This is a genomic window from Pedobacter rhizosphaerae (assembly GCF_900111155.1).
Taxonomy (GTDB): Bacteria; Bacteroidota; Bacteroidia; order Sphingobacteriales; family Sphingobacteriaceae; genus Pedobacter; species Pedobacter rhizosphaerae.
The window spans coordinates 16,382-40,789 of sequence record NZ_FOGG01000030.1 but is presented as its reverse complement, the minus strand read 5'-3'; the positions used below and the strand labels follow the sequence as shown (position 1 = coordinate 40,789).

The window sequence follows — 24,408 nt, the reverse complement described above, 5'->3', positions numbered from 1 at the left end:
TAAGATCGATATGAAAGCAACGTTTAAAAAAATATTTACAAGATTATCCTTTGTCGCTTTTATGGCATTGGCCATAACAAGTTGCAAGAAAGATGAAGTAGTAGAAGTTGTTCAGGAACCTGAAGAACCTAAGCCTACGGCTGGGTTTGATTATACTGTTCCTAACCCGGTCAAATTCTTAGAATACCAGTTTACCGGAACATCCACCAATTATAAGTCCTTATTGTGGCAGTTTGGCGATGATAGTACCTCCGTAGAAGTAAGTCCTAAACACATTTATCGTTATCCGGGAATATATCATGTTATTTTAACTACCCGCAATGGTCAGGGCTACTCGGCAAGTAAGGAAATTACGCTTAAAATTGTCGATCCTACATTTGATGCCAGTAAAGTGGGTGAAAACTATATGAGAACCATTGGAGGTACCTATACCGTAAATCTTGAAGCGGGTGCCGGACCGAATTCAGCCGAAGGATCAAGCAAGCTGGTAGATGGCGATATCACCACGAAGTTTTTACAGGCAGGTTTTGATGGGACGCAAAGATGTACTTTCGAACTCAAAACACCTCAGGTGGTGGGGGCTTACACCTTAACTTCAGGAAATGACTTTGCTGACCGTGACCCTAAATACTGGATTCTTCAGGGATCACATGATGGCATCCAATATACTGATCTGCATACCGTTACCTCAGCCCCATGGGCCAATGAAAATTCGGGGGTAAGCAGAAGACAAACCAAAATATTCCACTTTGATAATTACATCGCCTACAAATTTTACAGGCTGTACATTAAGCAAAACAGAGGAAGTCGTGTTTTTCAGCTCTCTGAATGGACGATTAACAAGAAACAACCTTAATATTAGTTGTTAGTTAGTGTTTATAGGAAATGCATGGAGCGTAATGCTTCATGTATTTTTTTAAGCTTATAAAATCCTTATCGTAACATTTATAGGTAGGAATTATCAATTAAAAGCAGATTTTTATACATTTAACTAAAACGTTTAACCAAGTGTAATTCCCCCTAACCAAAATATATTTAATACCACACACAAAATGATGAACAAATTCAAGAATCTTAAATTTTTTGCCTTGCTAGGAAGCATGTTGCTGGCCAATATGCTCCAGGCGCAGGAACGAAAGGCACCTGCCTACCCCTTAATTACGCACAATACTTATTTCAGTATCTGGTCTAATACCGATAAGCTGAATGAAAGTTCAACGGAACATTGGACCGGAGCAAAGCAATCTCTCTTAGGGATGATTAATGTGGATGGAAATATCTATCAATTTTTGGGTAAAGAGACGGTGAGTTATAAAACTATTCTTCCAAGTTCGGATGATAAGGCCTACGATGTTAAATACACTGAAAACGAACCAACGGGAGATTGGAAAGCATCAAGCTATAATGCCAATACCTGGAAAAGTGGTACTGCACCAATCGGAGACGATGCCAAAACGGCTAAAACCATTTGGAAATCGCATGATATTTGGGTGAGACGAAACTTTACGGTGGCCAATCCGGCCAACCTTAATGAGTTATTTTTAAAATTAAACCACGACGATAATATTGAAGTATTTCTTAACGGGAAGCAAATTTATACCAAAGAAGGATGGACCAACGATTTCCAATACATTGCATTGAAAAACAATAAAAGTGCATTGGTAGCAGGCCAAAATGTAATTGCGATCCACCTGCTAAATACCGCAGACGGTCGCTTTCTTGATTTCGGCATAGTAGAAAAAGAAAAAAACAGTAGTCAAAAAGTACAGCTGGCCAAGCAAAAAAGTGTTGATGTAAATGCAACGCAAACCATTTATAACTTTAGCTGCGGTAAAGTAGACCTTAAGCTAACTTTTACTTCACCCTTGCTCATGAATGATCTGGGTTTGCTGGCCAGGCCAGTTTCTTATGTATCTTACCAGGTAAATGCTAACGATAATACAACCCATCAGGTTAAGGTTTATTTAAGCGCCTCTTCTAATATTGCGGTTTACAGGCCTTCACAACCCGTAATATCTACCAAATATGCAACACCACAATTGTCGATCTTAAAAGTTGGTACTGTGGAGCAACCAATATTAAAAAAAGCTTCGGATGATATGCGTATCGACTGGGGGTATTTTTATGTAGCAGCACCAAAAAGTACCAATGCCATTCAGTTTGTAACACCAGAAAAAGATGCTGCTGATGCATTTAAAAAAGGCAATGCAGCCTCAACCGCAGTAAAAGGCAATATGTTAGCACTTAATACCATTGTCCCTTTCGGAACGGTTGGTAAAAAAGCAGTAGAAAAATTCATCACTTTAGGCTATGATGAGATTTATTCAATCCAATATTTCAACCAGAATTTACGGCCATGGTGGAATACCTCAGGTAAAGAAACTATTGAAGGGCAATTAACTGATGCGGTAACGGAATATAAATCGGTAATCCAAAAATGTGAGGCCTTTAACAAAACCATGTATGCCGATGCTTTAAAATCTGGCGGTAAAGAATATGCAGATCTTTGTGTGTTGGGGTATCGCCAAAGTATTGCTGCACATACCTTGGTAAAGAGTCCACAAAATGAAATCCTTTGGCTATCTAAAGAAAACAACAGTGGTGGCTTCATCAATACCGTAGATGTTACCTATCCTTCAGCGCCTTTATACCTCATTTACAACCCTCAGTTATTACAAGGCATGTTAAATGGTATTTTCTATTTCAGTGAAAGTGGAAAATACCCGCACGATTGGGCAGCGCATGATTTGGGAACCTATCCATTAGCCAACGGACAAACCTATGGTGAGCCGATGCCAGTAGAAGAATCTGGAAACATGATTATTCTTACAGCCGCTATTGCAAAGGCCCAGGGCAATGCCAATTATGCTAAATTACACTGGAAAACGTTAACCACCTGGGTAGATTATCTTACCCGTGAAGGTTTAGACCCTAAAACACAGTTGTGCACTGATGATTTTGCCGGTCACCTGGCCCGAAATGCAAACTTATCTGTAAAGGCGATTGTGGGGATTGCCTGCTATGCGCAAATGGCAGAAACCTTAGGCTATCAGGATGTTGCCAAAAAATACCGCGCAATAGCAGAAAGTATGGTGCCAAAATGGATCGAAATGGCTGATGCCGGAGATCATTATGCCCTTACTTTTGATAATAAAAACACCTGGAGTCAAAAATACAACCTGGTGTGGGATAAGGTTTTAAAGCTTAATCTTTTTCCTCAGAAAGTGTATGATACTGAAATTAAATACTACTTAACGAAGCAAAATAGATACGGTCTGCCACTAGATAGCAGAAAAGCTTACACCAAAAACGACTGGATATTGTGGACAGCTACTTTCGCTGGAAATGAGAAAGATTTTCAGGCACTTATTCATCCCGTTTACAAACATGCAATCGAAACAGAATCAAGAGTTCCTTTAAATGATTTTTACGATTCTAACACCGGAATTCGCGACAATTTTAAAGCGAGAAGTGTGGTTGGTGGGTTCTTCATGAAAATGTTTGAAGATAAACTTTCAGCAAAATAAATTTTAATAATTAACGTGCTCATAATGGGTCGTGGTTTCTTGCCACGACCTTTTTTTTAACCACAAAGTACGCAGAGAGAAGACGCAGAGGACACCAAGCCAGGCGTTCATTTTTTCACTGCGCTGCTGAGGTAGCACCGTTACTTATTTTTCTTATCTGGCTTATATGGTTCAAATTAGGCTATATGTTTTTACTCATTGCCGCCGTGTAGGTCTCTTTTTCTCTGTGGTTCATTTTCTTTTTAACCACAAAGTACGCAGAGAGAAGGCGCAGAGAACACCAAGCCAGGCGTTCATTTTGCAAATTTAGTTTTTCGCTTCAGGTCAGTAGAGACAAAAACAAGTAAGAAAACGTCTTGCTGAATTTATTTCAGCATCTTTTAAATAAAGGCCCTGAAATAAATTCAGGGTGACGACCTTTCATACAAGCTTTGTCATTTAAAACAGGTCAGTAGAGACAAAAACAAGAAAGAAAAACGTCTTGCTTACCTGTAACGCAGTGGAAAGTTACTACCCCACTTATTTTTCTTATCTGGCTTATATGGTTCAAATTACGCTATATGTTTTTACTCATTGCCGCCGTGTGGGTCTCTTTTTCTCTGTGGTTCATTTTCTTTTTAACCACAAAGTACGCAGAGAGAAGACGCAGAGGACACCAAGCCAGGCGTTCATTTTTTTAACTTTCAGGGTGACGACCTTTCATACAAGCTTTGTCATTTAAAACAGGTCAGTAAAGACAAAAACAAGAAAGAAAAACGTCTTGCTTACCTGTAACGCAGTGGAAAGTTACTATCCCACTTATTTTTCTTATCTGGCTTATATGGTTCAAATTAGGCTATATGTTTTTATTCAGTGCCGCCGTGTAGGTCTCTTTTTCTCTGTGGTTCATTTTCTTTTTAACCACAAAGTACGCAGAGAGAAGGCGCAGAGAACACCAAGCCAGGCGTTCATTAACTTTCCGGGTGACGACCGTTCATACAAGCTTTGTCATTTAAAAACTGGTTAGTAAACCTCCTTTTCTCTGTGCTTATCCCTTCCCTGGCTTTCCGAAAACTTTGCGCACTTTGCGGTTAATTGAATACTTCACATTAAAAATCAAATTCCAACTGATTATCCTGAATCTTCTCCGGCAATACATCATCATAAAAACGGGATAGGGTAATCCCCAGTAAGCGCACCTTGGCATTACCAATTTCGGCTTCATTTAACAATTTTATAGCTTCAGCATACATTACCTCTGCGGCATCAATAGCGTTGCTAAAAGATCTGCTTCTGGTGATGAGTTTAAAATCGGAGAACTTTATTTTTAAAGTGACTGTTTTACCTTTCAAACCGTATTTCTCTAAGCGTTTGGCTACCGTTTCGCTAATTTGCTTTAACAAATCGTGCATTACCGCATCATCGTTGGTATCTTCAGCAAGGGTATCTTCCGCCCCTACAGATTTTGTTTCCCGGTGTGGTTGTACAGGCCGGTTATCAACTCCTCGGACAATCTGGTAGTAGAATTTACCCGATTTACCGAACTGAGCAAGTAGCTGTACTTCCGTTAATTTCTTCAGATCGGCACCCGTAGTAATTTGCATAGCCTTCATTTTAGCGGCAGTAACTTTACCCACGCCAAAGAACTTCTCTACCGGGAGTTTCTCCATAAAAGCCTCTATCTTGGAGGGACCAATAAATGTTAAACCATCAGGCTTATTCATATCAGAAGCCACTTTAGCAACAAATTTATTAATGCTTACGCCTGCAGATGCAGTAAGATTCAACTCATTTTTAATGGCATCTTTGATTGATTTGGCAATGTCCATAGCAGAACCAATCCCCAGCTTATCTTCAGTTACATCCAGATAAGCTTCATCCAGCGATAATGGCTCAATTAAATCCGTGTAGCGGCTAAAAATTTCTCTTATCGACTTAGAAACAGCACTGTAAGCATCAAACCTGGGGTATACAAAAATGGCAGTAGGGCAGAGCTGATAAGCCTTATTGCAAGACATGGCAGATCGGATTCCGAATTGGCGGGCTTCATAGCTGGCAGTGGCCACTACACCTCTACTATCAGGCTTTCCACCAACCACAAGCGGTTTACCTCTATATTCAGGGAAATCACGCTGCTCAACCGAAGCGTAAAAAGCATCCATATCAATGTGGATAATTTTCCTTAAAAGAGGTTGAGGCTGATCGGTCATCTAAAGTATAAATTTCGGCATTTTTTCAAGGATAATTAAACCAGATTTCATTTCTTTACATCCAATGGAAAGAACAATCAGGTTTTATAAAAATGCAAAACACGAGTGGTATGCAGATATTCCCGAATGGAATGGCGATATAGCTGATTTACAGATGGTAGAAGGGGCCGATGAGCTTTTAAACTGGATTGCAGCTAAATCCACAGAATGCAAACTGATGATGGCAGATGCACATTTTGAGGATGCAGAATTGCTCACTTTAGTTTATGCACGCGAAGAAAACCTTGGAGGGGGTGGAGATTATTTGCTCGAAACGTTTAAAGGAGAAACCAAGAACCACAAATTATGGCTTTGTGAGGTAACCGAATTTGTTTTTAACGAATTACCCGAAAGAATATATTTTAAGCAGTTAAGTTGAAAAGACTAATTTAAAAGGTGATTCACTTTATTGAGCAGGGAATCCATTTCGAAAGGCTTTTCCATAAAATCATTCGCACCTGCATCTAAGGCCGATTGTTTAATATCTCTACTGGCCGAGATCATCAGGATAGGAATTTCTTTATAAGTGGGGTCATTTTTGAGCTGCTTACAGATGTCTCTTCCATCATGACCACTCATCCAGATATCCAATAAAATTAAATCTGGTTTATTTTTTACCGCATCTATAACGGTTCCACCGTCATAAGTATACTCCACCTCATACCCCATAACTTCTAAAATCATCGTTACAGCATCCACTATTCCCTCATCATCATCGGCAATGAGTATCTTTTTATTCTCCATGTCTTCGGTAAAGTTCTAAGCCATAATGTAGCAGATAAAAAATATAGCCGCAAATATGCTAATTTGTACAATAGTATTAATAAGATAAGGGGGTATTTTGTTTTTATAATCCAAAGTTATTTTCAAACATTTTAGTGCTACTGCCCACTGCTTAATTAGATTTAAAAGAAATACATCAATTATTTAGGATTATTATGCTTTATATTTACAGCACAATTTAAATTACTGGGTGATTTTTAATAATGGATAGCATTAATATCAAGAAACTAGCGGAAGCATTAAAGTTATCTACCTCTACTATTTCAAGGGCCTTTCGGGATAATAGCGACATAAGCAGCGCTACCAAGGAGCTTATTTTGGCCAAAGCAAAGGAATTAAACTACCAACCCAACCACTATGCCAGTAATTTAAGGGAGCAAAAAAGCAAAACCATTGCGGTAATTGTACCAGAGCTGGCCAATAATTATTTTTCACAAGCCATTCATGGAATAGAACGCATTGCCAGGGAAAATGGCTACCATATCTTGATTTATGTTACCGATGATGATTTCAAGAAAGAAGTAACCTTTATCCGACATCTACATAATGGCAGGGCAGATGGAATCGTGATGTCGGTTTCCGGCGAAGCCAATGATCATAATTACCTCAATAAGTTTGGCAATAAAAGATTGCCACTTGTTTTTTTTGACAGGATTTACGAAGACATAGAAACACCAAGGGTAATAACCAACGATTATAACAGCAGTTTTTTAGGTACAGAACACCTGATTGATCAGGGCTGTAAGCGTATAGCCTATATGGTGGTAAACAAAAGCTTGTCGATTGGTAAAACCCGAATGCAGGGATATATCGATGCCCTGGAAAAACATCACATTAAATTTGATGAAAGTTTGATTGTAGACTGTAGCAACAGTTATGAAGAAAACAGCGTAATTATCAAACAAGCCTTAACAGATTTGAAACCAGACGGCGTTTTCACATCGGTAGAACGTTTGGCATTTGCCACCTACTACGCCTGTTACGATTTGAAAATCAGCATACCTCATGATTTAAAGGTCATCAGTTTTTCTAGTTTAGAGATTGCCCCTTTACTAAACCCATCTTTGAGTACCATCACTCAGCCAGCCGTTGAAATAGGGGAGCAGGCTGCAAAATTATTGTTTATCATTTTGGATGGAAAAGCAGATAAAAATCATCCTCATGAAGTGGTTTTACAATCTAAAATTATCCAAAGAAATTCTACTTCCAACCAGCCAAAATAGGGCTCAAAACGGGGCCTCTTTTTAAGCCCTGAATTTTCAAAAAAATTCATCACTTAGTGTAAAATACGCAGAATTCCGGCTCATTTTCGGGAACGTTCCCGAAAATGACATCGAATTTGGTTTATTTTTTTCGGGAACGTTCCCGAAAAATCGGTAAAAAACAGCTTAGTGTAATTCTTACACTAATTTTAGATATGAAATGTTTTTAAAGCATTGTATATCTGTTAGTTAGATTAGCTTTGCTCAGCAAGCCTAACTTTTTTACCTGCCAAAAATCTTTAAATTTCATCAAAATTATGGGCGTGTTTTTCCTCGAAAAATATATTTTTTAAATAAATTTTGAATTATCATTTCCTGCTGTAAATTAGGGCTATGTGTAATTCACTGTAATATTTAACCAAATTTATATACTTAAACGAGCTAATAATATGAGAGTATTTTACCTGTTAAAACAGGGGCTTTTGGTGCTGCTTCTTTTCTCAGCATTCATGGTAAAAGCACAAACCGGATCAGTGTCCGGAAAGGTGCTCGACGAAACAGGCCAACCCTTACCTGGTGCTTCTTTAATAGTAAAAGGAACAACCAGAAGTACATCTACAGATGCCAATGGTAATTTTAAACTTGCAGGTTTAACAAATGGTTCCATAGTACTGGCCGCAAGTTTTATCGGTTATCAAACTTTAGAAAAGTCCGTGAACGTTCCCGGAACCACAACTATTACCTTTCAACTGGTGCCTGATGCACAAAAATTGAACGAGGTGGTGGTTATTGGTTATGGTACCTCAGAGAAAAAGAATCTAACCGGATCAATTACTACGGTAGGTTCAAAGGATTTTCAAAAAGGAACTATTACTACCCCCGAACAATTAATTCAGGGTAAGGTAGCAGGGGTTAACATCATCACCAATAGTGGCCAGCCAGGTGTTGGTAGTACTATCCGGGTTCGTGGTGGTGCTTCTTTAAATGCCAGTAACGACCCTTTAATTGTAATTGATGGTGTTCCTTTCAGTGGAAAATCAATAGATAATGCACCTAGTCCACTATCATTAATCAATCCAAATGATATTGAAACCTTTACCGTACTTAAGGATGCCAATGCTACGGCCATTTATGGTTCAAGAGCTTCCAATGGGGTAATCCTAATCACCACTAAAAAAGGTGGATCAGGAGATCCGATCATCAATTTCAGTACCAATAACTCTATTGCAACTGTTGCGAAAAAAGTAGATGTACTATCAGCAGATCAAATCAGAAGCTTCGTAAATGCCAATCCAAATGCAACATACGATGTGGGTAAAACATTTGTTTCCCTATTAGGAAAATCAAATACCGATTGGCAGGATGAAATTTTTCAAAATGCTTTCTCTACAGATAATAACTTAAGCGTTGCGGGTAAATTTCATGGTGTTCCTTATCGCGTATCGGCAGGTTACCTGGATCAGCAGGGTTTGTTAATTACAGATCGGTTTAACAGGGCAACAGGTGCAATTACTGTTTCGCCAAGGTTATTTACCGATCACCTGAAAATTGATTTAAGCTTAAAAGGTACGTTAACCGAATCCAGGTTTGCCAACGATAACAACAACGCCATTGCTGCTTCACTACAGTTTGATCCAACTCAATCGGTAACGGCCAACAATCAATTCGGTAATTATTTCGAATGGTTAAGGGCAGATGGCACATTAAACCCTAATGCACCGAGAAATCCGGTTGCTCAGGTGGTTTTAAGAGATAATTCGGGAAATGCAGCCAGAAGTTTTGGTAATGCAAGGTTCGATTATTCTTTCCATTTCTTACCAGAGTTGCACGCTAACTTAAACCTGGGTTATGACATTTCTAAAGGATATGGAAGTATTTTTGTTCCGGCTTTTGCCGCTACAAGTTTTTCAACTAATGGCTCAGCTACTCAATCATTAAGTACCTCAAATAATAAAGTATCAGAGTTTTACCTTAATTATGCTAAAGATGTAGCCAGTATCAGAAGTCGCTTCGATGTAACCGCAGGTTATGGTTATTATGATAATGCTAAAACCAACTACAGTTTCGACGAATACAGCGCCACTGGTGTAGTGAGAACTACAGCTAAGTTTCCTTTCTCAGTAGATCGCAATAAGTTATTATCTTATTATGGAAGGTTGGTTTACACCTTAGCTGATAAATATATCCTTTCTGGAACCATGCGTGCCGATGCGTCTTCAAGATTTGGAGAAGAAAATCGTTGGGGTTACTTCCCTTCAGTTGGTTTTACCTGGAGAATCATCGGTGAAAACTTCCTGAAAGAAAGTAAAGCCGTTTCTGATTTAAAACTAAGGTTGAGTTACGGTGAAACAGGTAATAAAGATGGAGATACCATTGGCGATTACAGCTACCTGGCAAAATATTATGCCAATAGCAATACGGGTCAATACCAAATTGGTAACACTTTTTACGATTACTATGCACCTTCACAATACGATCCGGATTTGAAATGGGAAACTACTTCTACCTATAATGCGGGTTTAGATTACGGATTCTTCAAAGGAAGAATTTATGGAGCTTTAGATGTTTATTACAAAAAAACAAAAGATCTCCTGGCTACTGTAAATATTCCGGTAGGTACCAATTTCAACAACACCCTAACTACCAACGTGGGTAATATGGATGTAAGGGGTGCTGAGTTTAGCTTAAATTTTGCAGCTATTAAAACTGAAGATATCTCTTGGGATTTTGGTTTCAACGTAGCATACAACCAAAGAAAGGTAACTAACCTAACCCTAAATCCTGATCCGGGAAGTAAACAAGGTGCAGGTGATATTTCCGGAGGAACAGGTATTACCATTAAATACAACGCGGTTAATCAAATTCCAGGTTCCTTCTTCGTTTACAAACAAGTATATGATGGAACTGGCAAACCTTTAGAAGGTGTGTACGAAGATTTGAATAAGGATGGTGTAGTAAATTCAAGTGATCAATATTTCTACAAATCACCAGATCCAAAGGTAACTTTTGGCTTCAATTCGGCTTTCAGTTATAAAAAATGGACCATCAGCACCGTACTAAGGGCTAATTTAGGAAACTATGTTTACGATAACATTTCATCAAATTACGGTATCAGAAACAATATTTTGAGTGCAGCCGGATTAATTAACAACGCTGGTGTAGATTTCTTAAATACCAATTTCACCAATAGCCAGTATTTAAGCGATTACTACGTTAAAAATGCTTCATTCTTAAAGATGGATAACTTAGGATTGGCTTATGATGCGGGTAAACTATTTAAAAATAGTAACACCAATTTGCGAATCACGGCTAATTGCCAAAATGTATTCGTAATCACTAACTACAAAGGTGTTGACCCCGAGTTAACAGATGGTATCGACTTCAAGTTATATCCTAGACCTAGGACATATACTTTGGGTTTAAATGTTGGTTTTTAATAAAGATATAGAGATGAAAAATTCGTTTAAAATAATATTGGCAACCACAGGTTTATTGCTTTCTTTAAATTCTTGTAAAAAGGATGCCTTAAATTTAACGCCTACGAATGATGTAACCGCAGATGTGGTATATGCTACCCCTGCCGGATACAAACAAGAACTGGTAAAATTATACGCCACTTATGCCTTAACCAGTCCAACCGGATCTGATAACAGTGATATTGGTGGCTTAAACTCAGGTTTTGCAGATTTCTTCAGGTTATTCTGGACTTCACAAGAATTGGTAACCGACGAGGCCATCTGTGCCTGGGGAGATACGGGTATTCCAGAATTAGATTATTCAACATGGAATACAGATAACCAGTTTTTAAGAGGTTTATATTCAAAAAGTATCTTACAAATCACCATTTGTAATGAGTTTCTTCGCGAAAGTACACCTGAGAAATTGGCCAGCCGCAACATTACCGGGGCAGATGCAGCAGCAATTCAACGCTACCGTGCAGAGGCTCGCTTTTTAAGAGCTTTTCAATACTGGGTTTTATTGGATGGTTTTGGAAACCCACCTTTTGTAACCGAAGATGATGCGATTGGAAAAACAAATCCAAAACAAATTCAACGCGCAGCATTATTTGCTTATGTAGAATCCGAGTTAAAAGCCATTGAAGGCGATTTAGCCGATGCCCGTACCAACGAGTATGGCCGTGCAGATAAAGGCGCAGACTGGGCTTTACTGGCCAGATTATACTTAAATGCTCAGGTTTATACCGGAACGGCAAAATATACAGAGGCAATAACATATTCTAGTAAAGTAATCGCTGCCGGCTATGGTTTAAAAGCTAACTACAAAGATTTGTTCCTGGCTGATAATAACCTGAATAATAACGAAAACATTTTAACCATCAATTACGATGGCGTAAGAGGAACAAACTACGGTGGAACCACATTTTTAGTGAACGCTGCCATCAATGCAGACATGAGTCCGGCAACGTATGGCGTGCCATCTGGCGGATGGGGTGGTAACAGAACCCGTCAAAACCTGCCAGCACTATTCCCTGATGCCAACGGTACATTAGATAAAAGAGGTGTTTTCTTCGGTACAAAAAGTACAGTAGATGAAATTGGGGTTTTTACAGATGGCTTAAGGGTAACTAAGTTTAAAAATGTGACTTCAACGGGCGTAACACCTGCCTCATTAAACGGAACCTTCAGTTCTTTAGATTTTGCATTATTCCGCTTAGCAGAGCAATATTTAATTTATGGAGAGGCAGTGGCAAGAGGAGGATCGGGTGGATCGGTTGCTCAAGCGCTTACTTATGTTAATGCTTTAAGAAGCAGAGCTTATGGAAATGCATCTGGTAATTTAACCACTGCGGCTTTAACCACCGATTTCTATTTAGATGAACGTGGTCGTGAGTTGTATTGGGAGTGTCACCGCCGTACCGACTTAATCCGCTATGGTAAATTTACAGGTTCAACTTATCTGTGGCCATTCAAAGGTGGGGTTAAGGCTGGAACAGCTTTGCCGGCATACCGCAACTTATATCCAATTCCATCAGCAGATTTAATTGCCAACCCGAATTTGGTTCAAAACACAGGTTATTAATTTCTAAAAATTAAAAAGATGAAATCGATTTTTTCTAAAATATTGATCTTAGGTTTGATAACCACCGCAGTTTGGTCTTGTAAAAAAGAGGAAACTCAAACGGTTACCAATGTAAGTCCGGCAGGTACATTAGCTGCATCAGCTACTGCGTTAAGCTTAACACAAGCCAATCAAACAAAACCGGCACTAACCTTATCATTCCCTGCACCAACGGTAACGGGATATGTTGTTCCAGTTGCCAACACCCTACAATTTGATCTGAAAGGTAAAAATTTTAGCACAGCAAAAGAAGTAGTGATGTCTACTACCTCTTATACACCAACGGTGAGCGAGTTTAATACTATGCTCTTGGCCCTAGGTGGAGTAATTGGAACTTCAACACAAGTTGAGGTGAGGTTAAAATCTGGTCCGGCAGCCAACGCCATAACTTATTCTAATGTTGTTACCTTAACTGCAACGCCTTACTTAGCTTCTGCATGGGTTTATGCACCTGGAGCTTATCAGGTTTCTCCTGATTGGAATCCACCCACAGCTGATAGTCTTGTATCCTTAACCAGCAATGGGATTTACAAAGGAGTGATCAACTATCCTGCGGGCAAACTAGACTTTAAAATCACGCCTGAGAAAAAATGGGATGTGAACTATGGTGATGGTGGCGGTGGCACTTTAAGTTCTACTGGCGGCAACATCAATGCTGGTACAGCCGGATTAAAACAGGTAACAGTAGATATGAATGCCAAAACCTGGTCAATAAAACCAGTATTGCAACTCTGGTCTCTAATTGGTGATGCCACTCCGGGAGGCTGGGGTAGTGATACAGACATGAAATACATCAACGACGGAAAGGAATCCTGGAGAATAACATTAAATCTTAAATCTGGTCCCTTTAAATTCAGAATGAACCATGATTGGGCTGTTAATCTTGGTGGCGGAACAAGCCTTACATTGGGCGGTGCTGATATCAATGTAGCCACTGCAGGTAATTACACCATAACCTTAACTGTGAATAATCCCGACCCAACCCTTGCTGCAACAGCTGTTACGGGGGGTACTTATACGATCGTCAAAAATTAATCATTAACTAACTTACATTTCCCTACAGCGCATTTCGCGCTGTAGGTTTTTCACCTCTTAAAGTTTAGCCTAATGAAATTATCCTTAACACCAAAATATTCAGCTCCGTCCTTTCCTGTTTTTAATGTGCAAGCCCTGATGAAAAAAATAATATGGGTGCTGGGTATTCTTTTAACCTTTAATAACGCATTTGCCCAAAAATTAGAGCGGATAGAACCCATGTTCTGGTTTACGGGGATGCACAATCCTAAGTTGCAACTGCTCGTTCATGGCGATCATATTGCCAATACAACAGTTTCATTAAACTATCAGGGAGTAAAGCTGCTGAAGGTTAATAAAGTCGAAAATCCAAATTATTTATTCCTGGATCTGGAGCTTTCTCCTACCGTAAAACCGGGAACGTTCCCAATTAATTTCTCTCTTCAGGGTAAAAAGATATTGTCTTATGCTTACGCATTGAAAAATAGAGATAAAAGTACAAATAGAATTCAGGGGGTAACCACTAAAGACTTCATTTATCTCTTAATGCCCGATCGCTTTGCCAATGGCGATAAAAGCAACGACGTGGTAAAAGGATTGGCAGAAACTGCACTCAATCGCGATAGTATGTACTACCGCCATGGCGGAGATATTCAAGGGGTAATGAATCACCTCGATTATTTAAAAGATTTAGGCATAACTACGGTTTGGATGACTCCCGAGTTGGAAAATGATATGCCACAGGCCTCTTATCATGGCTATGCGGTAACCGATCATTACAAAATTGATCCCCGCTACGGAACCAATGAGCTATATAAAAAGTATGTAGAAACTGCACATGCCAAAGGCATGAAAATTATTAAAGATATTGTGCACAATCACATTGGCACAGGGCATTGGTTTTATAAAGATTTACCGATGAAGAGCTGGCTAAATCAATGGCCAAAATATACACAAACCAGTTACCGCGATCAAACCGTTATGGATCCGCATGCTTCTGCAGCAGATCGTAAACAAATGCTCGATGGTTGGTTTGTTCCTTCTATGCCCGATCTGAACCAAACCAACCCTTACGTTCAGAATTACCTTACTCAAAACCACATCTGGTGGATTGAATATGCCGGAATTGACGGTTTACGCCTAGATACTTATCCATATAATGATCCGGCTTACATGGCCGATTGGGCATTGAAATTACAAGCAGAGTTCCCCAGACTTTCCGTTTTTGGAGAAACTTTAGTTAGCGCAGCAGCTAACCAGGCATTCTTTACCGGTGGAAATACAGTTAACAGAGGATTCGATACTCATTTACAAGGAATAACCGATGCCGTTTTAAAAGACGCGATCTATGAGGGATTGAACGGTAAAAATGGTTGGGTAGATGGAATTAACCGTTTATATGCAACCCTGGCACACGATTTTCTATACAAAAATCCCAATGCCAATTGTATTTTCTTAGATAACCATGATATGAGTCGCTTTTACTCGGTGGTAAATGAAGATTTTGATAAATATAAAATGGGCATGGCAATTTTGCTAACCATGAGGGGAATTCCTCAAATGTATTATGGTACGGAGATTTTAATGAAAAACTTCTCTAACCCTGATGGTTTGGTACGTGCCGATTTTTCTGGTGGCTGGGAAGGGGATAAAAAAGACAAGTTCAGCGCCAATGGCAGAACTGAAAAAGAAAATGAAGCCTACAATTTCGTTAAAACACTGGCCAATTTTCGTCAAACAAATGCTGCATTGCAAACTGGTAAACTAATGCAATTTGTGCCTCAGGATGATATTTATGTTTATTTCCGCTACAACAATTCTGCTAAGGGAAGTGTTATGGTAGTCGTAAATAATACCGATAAGGAAAAAAACTTGTCAACAGAAAGGTTTGCAGAACGAACAAGCGGAATTACAACCGCAAGAGAGGTGATTACGGGTAAGACCATGCCTTTCAAGGAAATCAAGGTTCCTGCAAAAACAACCTGGGTATTAGAGCTGAATTAATTAACCATTGGCATTGGTTTAAACCTACACCAACGGACAAAAAATAAGATACAATGCAAGAAACACTTCGTAGCAATATTAAGGCCTGTCTTTTCGATTTAGATGGCGTACTGGTAGATACCGCCGTTTATCACTATAAAGCCTGGAAAAGATTAGCCAATACCATGGATTTTGATTTTACCGAAGAACAGAATGAGCAGTTAAAAGGCGTAAGCAGGGTAGAGAGTCTGAATAAGATTTTAGCCTGGGGAAAAGTAGAAAAATCGGAAGCAGAGCGGGAAGAACTGGCCGCCTTAAAAAATAGCTGGTATGTAGAAATGATCAATAAAATGACCCCGGCAGAAGTACTCCCGGGAACAGTTGATTTCTTAACAGCTATCCACAAGGCAGGCTATAAATTAGCCTTAGGCTCTGCCAGTAAAAATTCTGCAACCATTTTAGAGAAAACCAACCTGGCTCACTTTTTCGATGAAATTGTTGATGGGAATAGTGTTACCAAATCGAAACCAGATCCGGAAGTATTTCTCAAAGGAGCAGAACTTTTAGGTTTCAAACCCAATGAATGTGTTGTTTTTGAAGATGCTGTGGCAGGAGTGGAAGCCGCAAAAAGAGGCGGAATGAAGGCCATCGGAATCGGAGAAAAAAGCGTGCTTACCAAAGCAGATCTGGTAGTAAGCGGACTGGATAAACTAACTGTTGAAGATCTGGAAACGCTTTGATTAGTCTATAGTCGGTAGTCCGGAGTCTGTGTGAAAGAATAAATAATAGTTAGCAGAGATAAGTAGCTGAGATTTTCAAGGCGATATACTAAGGTCTTGATACTTGATACTAAATACTTGCTACTCAATACTAAGTACTCGATACTAAATACTTGATACTAAAAAATGAAGAACTATATAAAAGCGGATGAGTGGAACATCATTGAAGAGGGCTTTGATCCACATTTAAATAAAATTTCAGAAAGTATCTTCAGTTTGGGTAATGGCCGAATGGGGCAAAGAGCCAACTTTGAAGAAACATATTCTGGTGAAACCCTATTGGGGAATTATGTTGCCGGTGTATATTATCCAGATAAAACCCGAGTGGGTTGGTGGAAAAATGGCTATCCGGAGTATTTTGCAAAAGTACTCAACGCGGCCAACTGGATCGGTATTGAAGTGAAAATTGACCATGAACTGCTCGATTTAGCAAAGGCTGAAGTAAAGGATTTTAAGCGTGTTTTAAACATGCATGAGGGTTATTTGGAGCGCAGCTTCACCGCTGTACTCGCAAATGGAAAAAGTGTAGCCGTAAAATCTACCCGTTTTTGTAGTATCGCAAATGATGAGGTAGGAGCGATTCGCTATAGCATCACGCCTTTAAACTTTGATGCTGAAATCGGTTTAATGCCTTTCATTGATGGTGATGTTAAAAACCAGGACAGCAACTACGATGAGAAATTCTGGGATAAAGTATCAGATGAAATTATCGGCAATGAGGCTTACCTCCAACTGAGAACTAAGAAAACAGCATTTGAAGTTTGCACAGGAAGCACAATAGAAGTATATCAGGGAGCAGAAAATCTCAACCTCAAATTCGAACCGGTTTACCGGGATAAGTTTGTCGGACTGTCTACAATGGTTACCGCTAAGGCAAATACGGAGATCACCATAATCAAGCTTGCCGCAAATCTGTCTTCTGAAAACCATCCAAAAGAATCACTGCTACAAGAAACAAAAGCGGTTATTGCCAATGCAGCGGCTAAAGGTTTCGATACTTTACTGCAAGAACAGGCGGCAGCATGGGCACATAAATGGGAAGAAAGCGACATCGTAATTGAAGGCGATGTATCTGCTCAACAAGCCATCCGATTTAACATTTACCAGCTTTTCCAAACCTACACAGGCAAGGATGATCGCCTGAATATTGGTCCTAAGGGCTTTACAGGCGAAAAATATGGTGGCTCTACCTATTGGGATACAGAAGCCTATTGCGTGCCTTTTTATCTGGCTACAGCACCTCAGGAAGTGAGTAAAAACCTATTGATTTATCGCCACAAGCAATTGGGAAAAGCGATAGAAAATGCAGCTAAATTAGGCTTTAAAGATGGAGCGGCACTTTATCCAATGGTAACCATGAATGGTGAAGAATGCCATAACGAATGGGAAATTACTTTTGAAGAAATTCACCGTAACGGCGCTATTGCCTTTGCTATTTTCAATTATATCCGTTATACGGGAGATGAAGATTATCTCATTCAATATGGTTTAGAGGTATTAATTGGTATTGCCCGTTTCTGGAAACAGCGTGTGAACTGGAGTAACGATAAACAGCAATATGTAATGCTTGGCGTAACAGGGCCGAACGAATATGAAAATAACGTAAACAACAACTGGTACACCAATATTTTAGCCACCTGGTGCATGAAATATGCCACTGAAGCAGCAGAAATAGTAAAAACAAAAGCAAATGCAGAATATGATAGTTTGTTGAAGTCGCTCAACTTTAAAGATCAGGAATTTGCAGACTGGGCAGACATTATAGCGAAAATGTATTATCCGGCAGATGCTGAGCAGGGAATTTTCTTACAGCAAGATGGTTATTTAGATAAAGAACAGGTTTTGGTAAAGGATCTTCCGGCAAGCGAAAGACCAATCAATCAAAAATGGAGCTGGGATAGAATATTGCGCTCTTGCTTCATTAAGCAGGCAGATGTATTACAAGGGTTATATTTCTTCGAGGAAGATTACGATCTGGAGACTTTAAGGAGAAACTTCGATTTTTATGAGCCGCGTACCGTTCATGAGAGTTCCTTATCACCTTGTGTACACAGTATTTTAGCGGCTAAGCTAAATGATGAAGCCCGTGCGTATGAGTTTTACCTCAGAACCGCCCGTTTAGATTTAGACGATTATAACAACGATACTGAAGATGGTTTGCACATTACTTCAATGGCTGGAACCTGGATGAGTGTGGTAGAAGGGTTTGCAGGGATGCGTGTAAGAGATGGCAAATTGCAATTCAATCCTTTCTTGCCTGGAAAATGGAAATCCTTTGCCTTTACCATCGGCTTTAGAGGTGCTACCTTGAAAGTTAATATTACCGAACACGGAATCAATATTAAAAATAACAACGATGTCGATTTAGAAATTGGGATTAAAGGCCAAATTTATAAGTTAGCAGGAAATGCTGAAATTGGAGTTAGTAACCCAGAATTGGTATGATAATGGTTAGGGGTAAAGCGTGTAAAGGCCAAGGGTTAATAAGCCCGAAGGTAAAACGTCAAGCTGGCTTATCGTTCGCTCAAAATCCTTTTTTTGATCGCATTTGGTATAGCTTTTTGATCATTTGCTGTGCCTTTATTACACTTTCATTATCATCCTGTGCACAAAAAAAGTCTGTAGTAATGAACGATAAAAAGATCGTGATCTATCAACTATTGCCCCGTTTATTCGGGAATAAAAACACCGCCAACATCCCTTATGGTACCATTGAGCAAAATGGTTCAGGTAAATTTAACGACATCACCGATAAAGCTTTAGATGGCTTAAAAGAGCTTCACGTCAATTATGTCTGGTATACCGGCGCTTTGGCACATGCCAGTTTAACCGATTATTCTGCCTACGGAATTAAGGTAGATGATGCCGATGTGGTGAAGGGCAGGGCAGGTTCTCCTTATGCTATCCGCGATTATTACGATGTAAATCCTGATTTGGCTGTAGATGTGAAGAATAGAATGCAGGAGTTTGAAGCCTTAGTTCAGCGCAGCCATGCAAAAAACCTAAAGGTTATCATTGATTTTGTTCCAAATCACGTGGCCCGAAGCTATCATTCTTATGCCAAACCCGAAAATATAGTGGATTTTGGCGCTCAGGATGATGTTTCTAAAGGTTTTAGTCCGCAAAACGACTTTTACTACACACCAAAACAACCCTTTGTAGCACCCAATGGTCCAAAAAATACACCCATTGCCAATTTACAGGACGGTAAATTTGAAGAAAATCCAGCCAAGGCTACGGGCAATAATGTTTTTTCTCCAACACCCAAATATGACGATTGGTATGAAACCATTAAGTTGAATTATGGTGTAGATTACCAAAATGGCGAGCAGCAGTATTTTGATCCCATACCTCCCGTTTGGTTGAAAATGAGGGATATTCTGGTTTATTGGACTAAAAAAGGAATAGATGGTTTCCGTTGCGATATGGCCGAAATGGTGCCCATTGCTTTTTGGAACTGGGTAATTCCACAGGTAAAGCAGGTTAATCCCGACTTAATTTTCTTAGGCGAAGCTTATAATCCAAAAGTTTATAAACAATACCTCGAAGAAGGAAAGTTTGACTATCTGTATGATAAGGTGGGACTTTACGATGGATTAAAGAGATTAATCAGGAACGAACCCAATGCAGACGTGAAAGATATTCGCCAGGTATGGCAGGTAGAAAGTGCTGGTTTTGGCCAGCACATGTTGCGCTTTCTGGAAAATCATGATGAGGAGCGTATCGCATCTGCGGGATTTGCAGGAAAGGCCGAGTTGGCTTTACCGGCAATGGTAGTATCGGCAACACTGGGCTCAGGGCCGGTTATGCTCTATTTCGGGCAGGAAGTTGGCGAGCCGGCTAAAGGTGCAGAAGGTTTTGGAGGTGACGACAACCGCACATCAATTTTCGATTATTGGGGAGTTCCTGAACATCAGAAATGGATGAATAACGGAGCATTTGATGGCGCTAAACTCGATGCCGATCAACTTAAGCTAAGAGCATTTTACCAGCAATTAATGAAAATTACCTCGCAAAGCGATGCCATTGCAGAAGGAGGAATGTATGAAGTGCCGCAAACGGGGAATATGAACAATCGCATGTATGCTTTTATTCGTTCATCAGCAAAGCAGCGGCTTTTAGTAGTAGTGAATTTTGACAGGACAAAAAGTTTAGAAGCCAATATCGAAATACCAGATAATATCCTGAAATTAAAGTCTTCATCGCCAGTTACAGATTTATTAACAGATAGAAAATTAAATATCCCGCCAGGAACAAGTATCCCGGTAAATATGGGGCCTGTTTCGGCACAGATAATAGCGTTTTAATAAAGATAAACCATGTAGAACACCGAAAGTACGCAGGGAGATACACAGAGAAAGGCTTTTTGTCCTCTGCGAAAAACTTATTGCCCTTTAGCAGTTAAATAAACCAAATATAATGAGCTTAAAAACAGTATTCGAGAATCCGAAATTAACACTGACACAAATTATAAATATGAGTGTGGGATTTTTCGGCATCCAGTTCGGTTGGGATTTACAGCGCGCCAACATGGGGCGTATTTACGAAAACCTGGGTGCCAATCCCGATCAGGTTCCTTTGTTGTTTTTAGCCGCGCCATTAACAGGACTATTAGTCCAGCCCATTATTGGGTATTTAAGCGATCGTACCTGGCACCCCACTTGGGGGCGAAGGAGGCCATACTTTATGGTTGGTGCATTGGTAAGTAGTATTGCCTTAATATTTATGCCTCATAGCAGCGCTTTATGGATGGCCGCAGGATTGCTTTGGGTATTGGATGTATTTGGTAATGTGGCCATGGAACCTTTCCGTGCCTTTGTTACCGATAAACTACCCGATAGCCAGGTTAACCGTGGTTTTATTATGCAAAGCATGATGATTGGTTTGGGTGGAAGTGTAGCTTCGGCACTGCCCTGGGTGATGAATAATATCTTCGATTTAACCAATACAGCCGCTCAGGGAAGTATTCCTGAAAATGTAAAATTCTCTTTTTATTTAGGTGCCTTTTTCTTCTTTGCAGCAGTACTTTATACCGTTTTAACCACGAAGGAATATCCTCCGCAGGAAACAGATAAATTAAAAGAAATTGGTAAGGGTTTTGGAGATGGAGCACGCGAAATATTCAGTGCGCTACGAAACATGCCCAAAAGGATGCAAATTGTATCCTTAGTGCAGTTTTTTACCTGGCCCGGCTTATTTTTAATGTGGTTTTACTACACCACGGCAGTAGCGGTGAACGTTTTCGGTGGTAAGGATGCCAGCGATCCGGTTTATGCCCATGGCGCAGATTTTGGAAGCTTAACCTTAGCCTATTACAGCGTAGTTACCTTCTTGTTTGCTTTGGTGCTTCCTAAAATTGCCGATGCACTGGGTAGAAAAACAACCCATGCCATTTGCTTACTTTGCGGAGCAATCGGATTGATTAGTGTAGCTTGGGTACACGATAAGAACATGCTTTATCTCTGTATGACAGGAGTGGGCATTGCCTGGGCAAGTATCTTATCTATGCCATACGCCATGCTAAGCGGTTCTTTACCTAAAGATAAAATCGGTATTTATATGGGGATTTTTAACTTTTTCATTGTACTTCCAGAAATCATTGCTTCTTTAGGATTTGGCTGGCTGATGAAAAATGTATTGGATAACGACCGGTTATTGGCAGTTCAATTGGGCGGCGGGTTAATGATCATTGCTGCAGTAATCTGCTATATTTTTATACGCGAACCTAAGAAAACCAACGAAATACTCAGCTCTAAATTAGGAATCGAAGAAAATAGAGCGGTGTAATCCCTAATCTTTCTAACGGAAGATCTTATCACATTTTAAAGCTTTTACACCTCAACTGCATGCTGCAGTGCTGAGGCAGTTAAACTATTGCCCAAAAAATCAACAGAAAACACTAAAACTAACCAAATGAAAAAAGTATTTTATCTGTTATGCTACATAGTGTTACTTACAACAGCCTGTAAGAAGACAACCAGCGATCCGGTAACCGAAGCACCTGTTACTAATACAGCGTTACCAGCCGGAGCCAAAGATGGTGTAGCCTTTATTAACAATGGTACATCAGCAATTGTGACTTTATATGCGCCAGGAAAAAATAGCGTAGCCTTAATGGGGGATTTTAATAACTGGTCTACAACCGCAATGAAGAAAACCACTGATGGAAATACCTGGTGGGTTCAAATAGACAACCTCAATCCCAGTACCGAATATGCTTATCAATTTTTGGTGGATGGAAGCTTAAAAGTGGCTGATCCTTACTGCGAAAAGATTCTCGATGAAAATAATGATAAATACATTTCAGCAGCCACTTATCCCAATTTAAAAGCCTACCCATCTGGTAAAACCACTGGTATTGTGAGTGTAATGCAAGCTAATCAACCTGTTTATGCCTGGAAAAACACCAATTTTACGCGGCCAGATAAAAATAACCTAGTGGTGTACGAATTATTGATCCGCGATTTTACTACCGACCATAATTACGCTTCTACTTTACAAAAATTAGATTACCTCACCACACTGGGCATTAATGCCATAGAGCTCATGCCTGTTAATGAATTTGAAGGCAATCTCAGTTGGGGCTATAATCCATCCTTTTATTTCGCTCCGGATAAATATTACGGCACCAAAACAGCACTCCAGAATTTTATCGATGAATGTCACGGAAAGGGAATAGCCGTGATTTTAGATATGGTATTAAATCATTCTTTCGGGCAATCGCCTATGGTGCAGTTGTATTTTGATGGATCAAAGCCAACTGGTTCAAGTCCCTGGTTTAATGCAGAGGCCAAGCATCCATTCAATGTAGGTTATGACTTTAACCATGAAAGTGCAGCTACCAGAAAATTTTCAAAAGATGTAATGAAGTTCTGGATGCAGCAATATAAAATTGATGGTTTCAGGTTCGATTTATCCAAGGGATTTACCCAGAAAGCTTCTGCTGATGATGCACAATTTAGATTATACGATGCCAGCAGGGTAGCGATTTGGAAAGAATACAACAATTTCATTAGAAGTATTGATGCCAATAATTTCTATGTTATTTTAGAGCATTTTGCAGAAGAATCTGAAGAAAAAGCACTCGCCGATGATGGAATGATGCTTTGGAACAACCTGAATTATAATATGAACGAGGCAACTATGGGTTGGTTGGGCAACTCCGATTTCTCCTGGGGTTTCTATACCAGGCATGGTTTTACCAAATCAGAGAATTTGGTTACTTATGGAGAAAGTCACGATGAAGAGCGATTGAATTATAAGAATATGACCTATGGAAATGCTTCTGGAAGCTACGTCATTAAAGGGAACTTAGCTACTTCATTGAAAAGGGAAGAACTTGCTGCGGCATTTCTTTTCGCCATCCCAGGGCCAAAAATGATCTGGCAATTTGCTGAGTTAGGTTACGATATCAATATCGACTTTAATGGACGTACAGGCGAAAAGCCAATAAAATGGGAGTATTACACCGACCCAGATCGCAAGCTGCTTTATGATGCCTATGCTAAGTTTATTCGCTTAAAAAAAAACAACAGTATCTTCAATACCAGCAGTTCAAGTTATAATCTTGCCAATGGAATTAAATACATAAAACTTACAGATGCCAGCAATACTGTAGTGGTAGTAGGGAACTTTGATGTAGTGCCACAAACGGCTAATATTGATTTTGGACTTTCGGGTACCTGGTTGGATGCGGTAGGTACAAGTATTAACTTAACAGCCAATACTTACACCGGAACCCTGGCTCCTGGTGAGTACCATATATTTAGCAAAGTTGCTTTAAAATAATGGCTTTAAATGGCAACGGAGATTG

At 39.6% G+C, this 24,408-nt stretch carries 15 protein-coding genes; 13 read left to right on the top strand and 2 right to left on the bottom strand.

The features are described from left to right. Positions 1-10 precede the first annotated feature (10 nt). Both BMX11_RS18825 and BMX11_RS18820 read left to right on the top strand, forming a co-directional pair. On the top strand, positions 11-856 hold the full coding sequence (locus BMX11_RS18825; protein ID WP_090887229.1) for a PKD domain-containing protein: 846 nt from the start codon (positions 11-13) through the stop codon (positions 854-856). 199 nt (positions 857-1,055) lie between these two features. Next, entirely contained in the window at positions 1,056-3,527 is a 2,472-nt protein-coding gene (locus BMX11_RS18820) for a glutaminase family protein (protein WP_090887226.1), read from the top strand. Between the two features lie 1,088 nt (positions 3,528-4,615). On the opposite strand, the gene dinB is transcribed toward BMX11_RS18820, so the two are convergent. After that, entirely contained in the window at positions 4,616-5,716 is a 1,101-nt protein-coding gene (dinB, locus tag BMX11_RS18815) for a DNA polymerase IV (protein ID WP_090887223.1), read from the bottom strand. 64 nt (positions 5,717-5,780) lie between these two features. Between dinB and BMX11_RS18810 the strand changes: the two genes are divergently transcribed. Next, entirely contained in the window at positions 5,781-6,134 is a 354-nt protein-coding gene (locus BMX11_RS18810) for a DUF6717 family protein (protein WP_090887220.1), read from the top strand. A gap of 5 nt (positions 6,135-6,139) precedes the next feature. On the opposite strand, the gene BMX11_RS18805 is transcribed toward BMX11_RS18810, so the two are convergent. Further along, the gene (locus BMX11_RS18805) at positions 6,140-6,499 is read right to left on the bottom strand and encodes a response regulator (RefSeq protein WP_090887217.1); all 360 of its coding nucleotides are present in this window, start codon (positions 6,497-6,499) and stop codon (positions 6,140-6,142) included. Between the two features lie 242 nt (positions 6,500-6,741). On the opposite strand from BMX11_RS18805, the gene BMX11_RS18800 reads away from it, so the two are divergent. The 10 genes from BMX11_RS18800 to BMX11_RS18755 all read left to right on the top strand — a co-directional run bounded on the left by BMX11_RS18800 (position 6,742) and on the right by BMX11_RS18755 (position 24,383). Next, positions 6,742-7,761 carry a LacI family DNA-binding transcriptional regulator gene (locus tag BMX11_RS18800; RefSeq protein WP_090887214.1) on the top strand — a complete coding sequence of 340 codons (1,020 nt, stop codon included), beginning with the start codon at positions 6,742-6,744 and terminating at the stop codon, positions 7,759-7,761. Positions 7,762-8,189: 428 nt separating this feature from the next. Continuing rightward, the gene (locus BMX11_RS18795; RefSeq protein ID WP_090887211.1) at positions 8,190-11,177 is read left to right on the top strand and encodes a SusC/RagA family TonB-linked outer membrane protein; all 2,988 of its coding nucleotides are present in this window, start codon (positions 8,190-8,192) and stop codon (positions 11,175-11,177) included. 13 nt (positions 11,178-11,190) lie between these two features. Continuing rightward, entirely contained in the window at positions 11,191-12,780 is a 1,590-nt protein-coding gene (locus tag BMX11_RS18790; RefSeq protein ID WP_090887269.1) for a RagB/SusD family nutrient uptake outer membrane protein, read from the top strand. 18 nt (positions 12,781-12,798) lie between these two features. Then, entirely contained in the window at positions 12,799-13,854 is a 1,056-nt protein-coding gene (locus BMX11_RS18785; protein WP_090887208.1) for a SusE domain-containing protein, read from the top strand. Between the two features lie 72 nt (positions 13,855-13,926). Then, positions 13,927-15,837, top strand: coding sequence for a glycoside hydrolase family 13 protein (locus BMX11_RS18780; RefSeq protein ID WP_245738717.1), 1,911 nt, complete (start codon positions 13,927-13,929; stop codon positions 15,835-15,837). Between the two features lie 53 nt (positions 15,838-15,890). After that, positions 15,891-16,556 carry a beta-phosphoglucomutase gene (gene pgmB, locus BMX11_RS18775; RefSeq protein ID WP_090887206.1) on the top strand — a complete coding sequence of 222 codons (666 nt, stop codon included), beginning with the start codon at positions 15,891-15,893 and terminating at the stop codon, positions 16,554-16,556. Positions 16,557-16,721: 165 nt separating this feature from the next. Continuing rightward, positions 16,722-19,040 (top strand): glycoside hydrolase family 65 protein, encoded by a 2,319-nt coding sequence (locus BMX11_RS18770; protein WP_090887203.1) that lies wholly within the window; start codon positions 16,722-16,724, stop codon positions 19,038-19,040. Between the two features lie 182 nt (positions 19,041-19,222). Beyond that, entirely contained in the window at positions 19,223-20,902 is a 1,680-nt protein-coding gene (locus BMX11_RS18765; RefSeq protein WP_090887264.1) for an alpha-amylase family protein, read from the top strand. Between the two features lie 112 nt (positions 20,903-21,014). Then, positions 21,015-22,382 (top strand): MFS transporter, encoded by a 1,368-nt coding sequence (locus tag BMX11_RS18760; RefSeq protein ID WP_090887200.1) that lies wholly within the window; start codon positions 21,015-21,017, stop codon positions 22,380-22,382. A 126-nt stretch (positions 22,383-22,508) separates the two neighbouring features. After that, positions 22,509-24,383, top strand: a complete 1,875-nt coding sequence (locus tag BMX11_RS18755) for an alpha-amylase family glycosyl hydrolase (protein ID WP_090887197.1) — start codon at positions 22,509-22,511, stop codon at positions 24,381-24,383. Positions 24,384-24,408 lie beyond the last annotated feature (25 nt).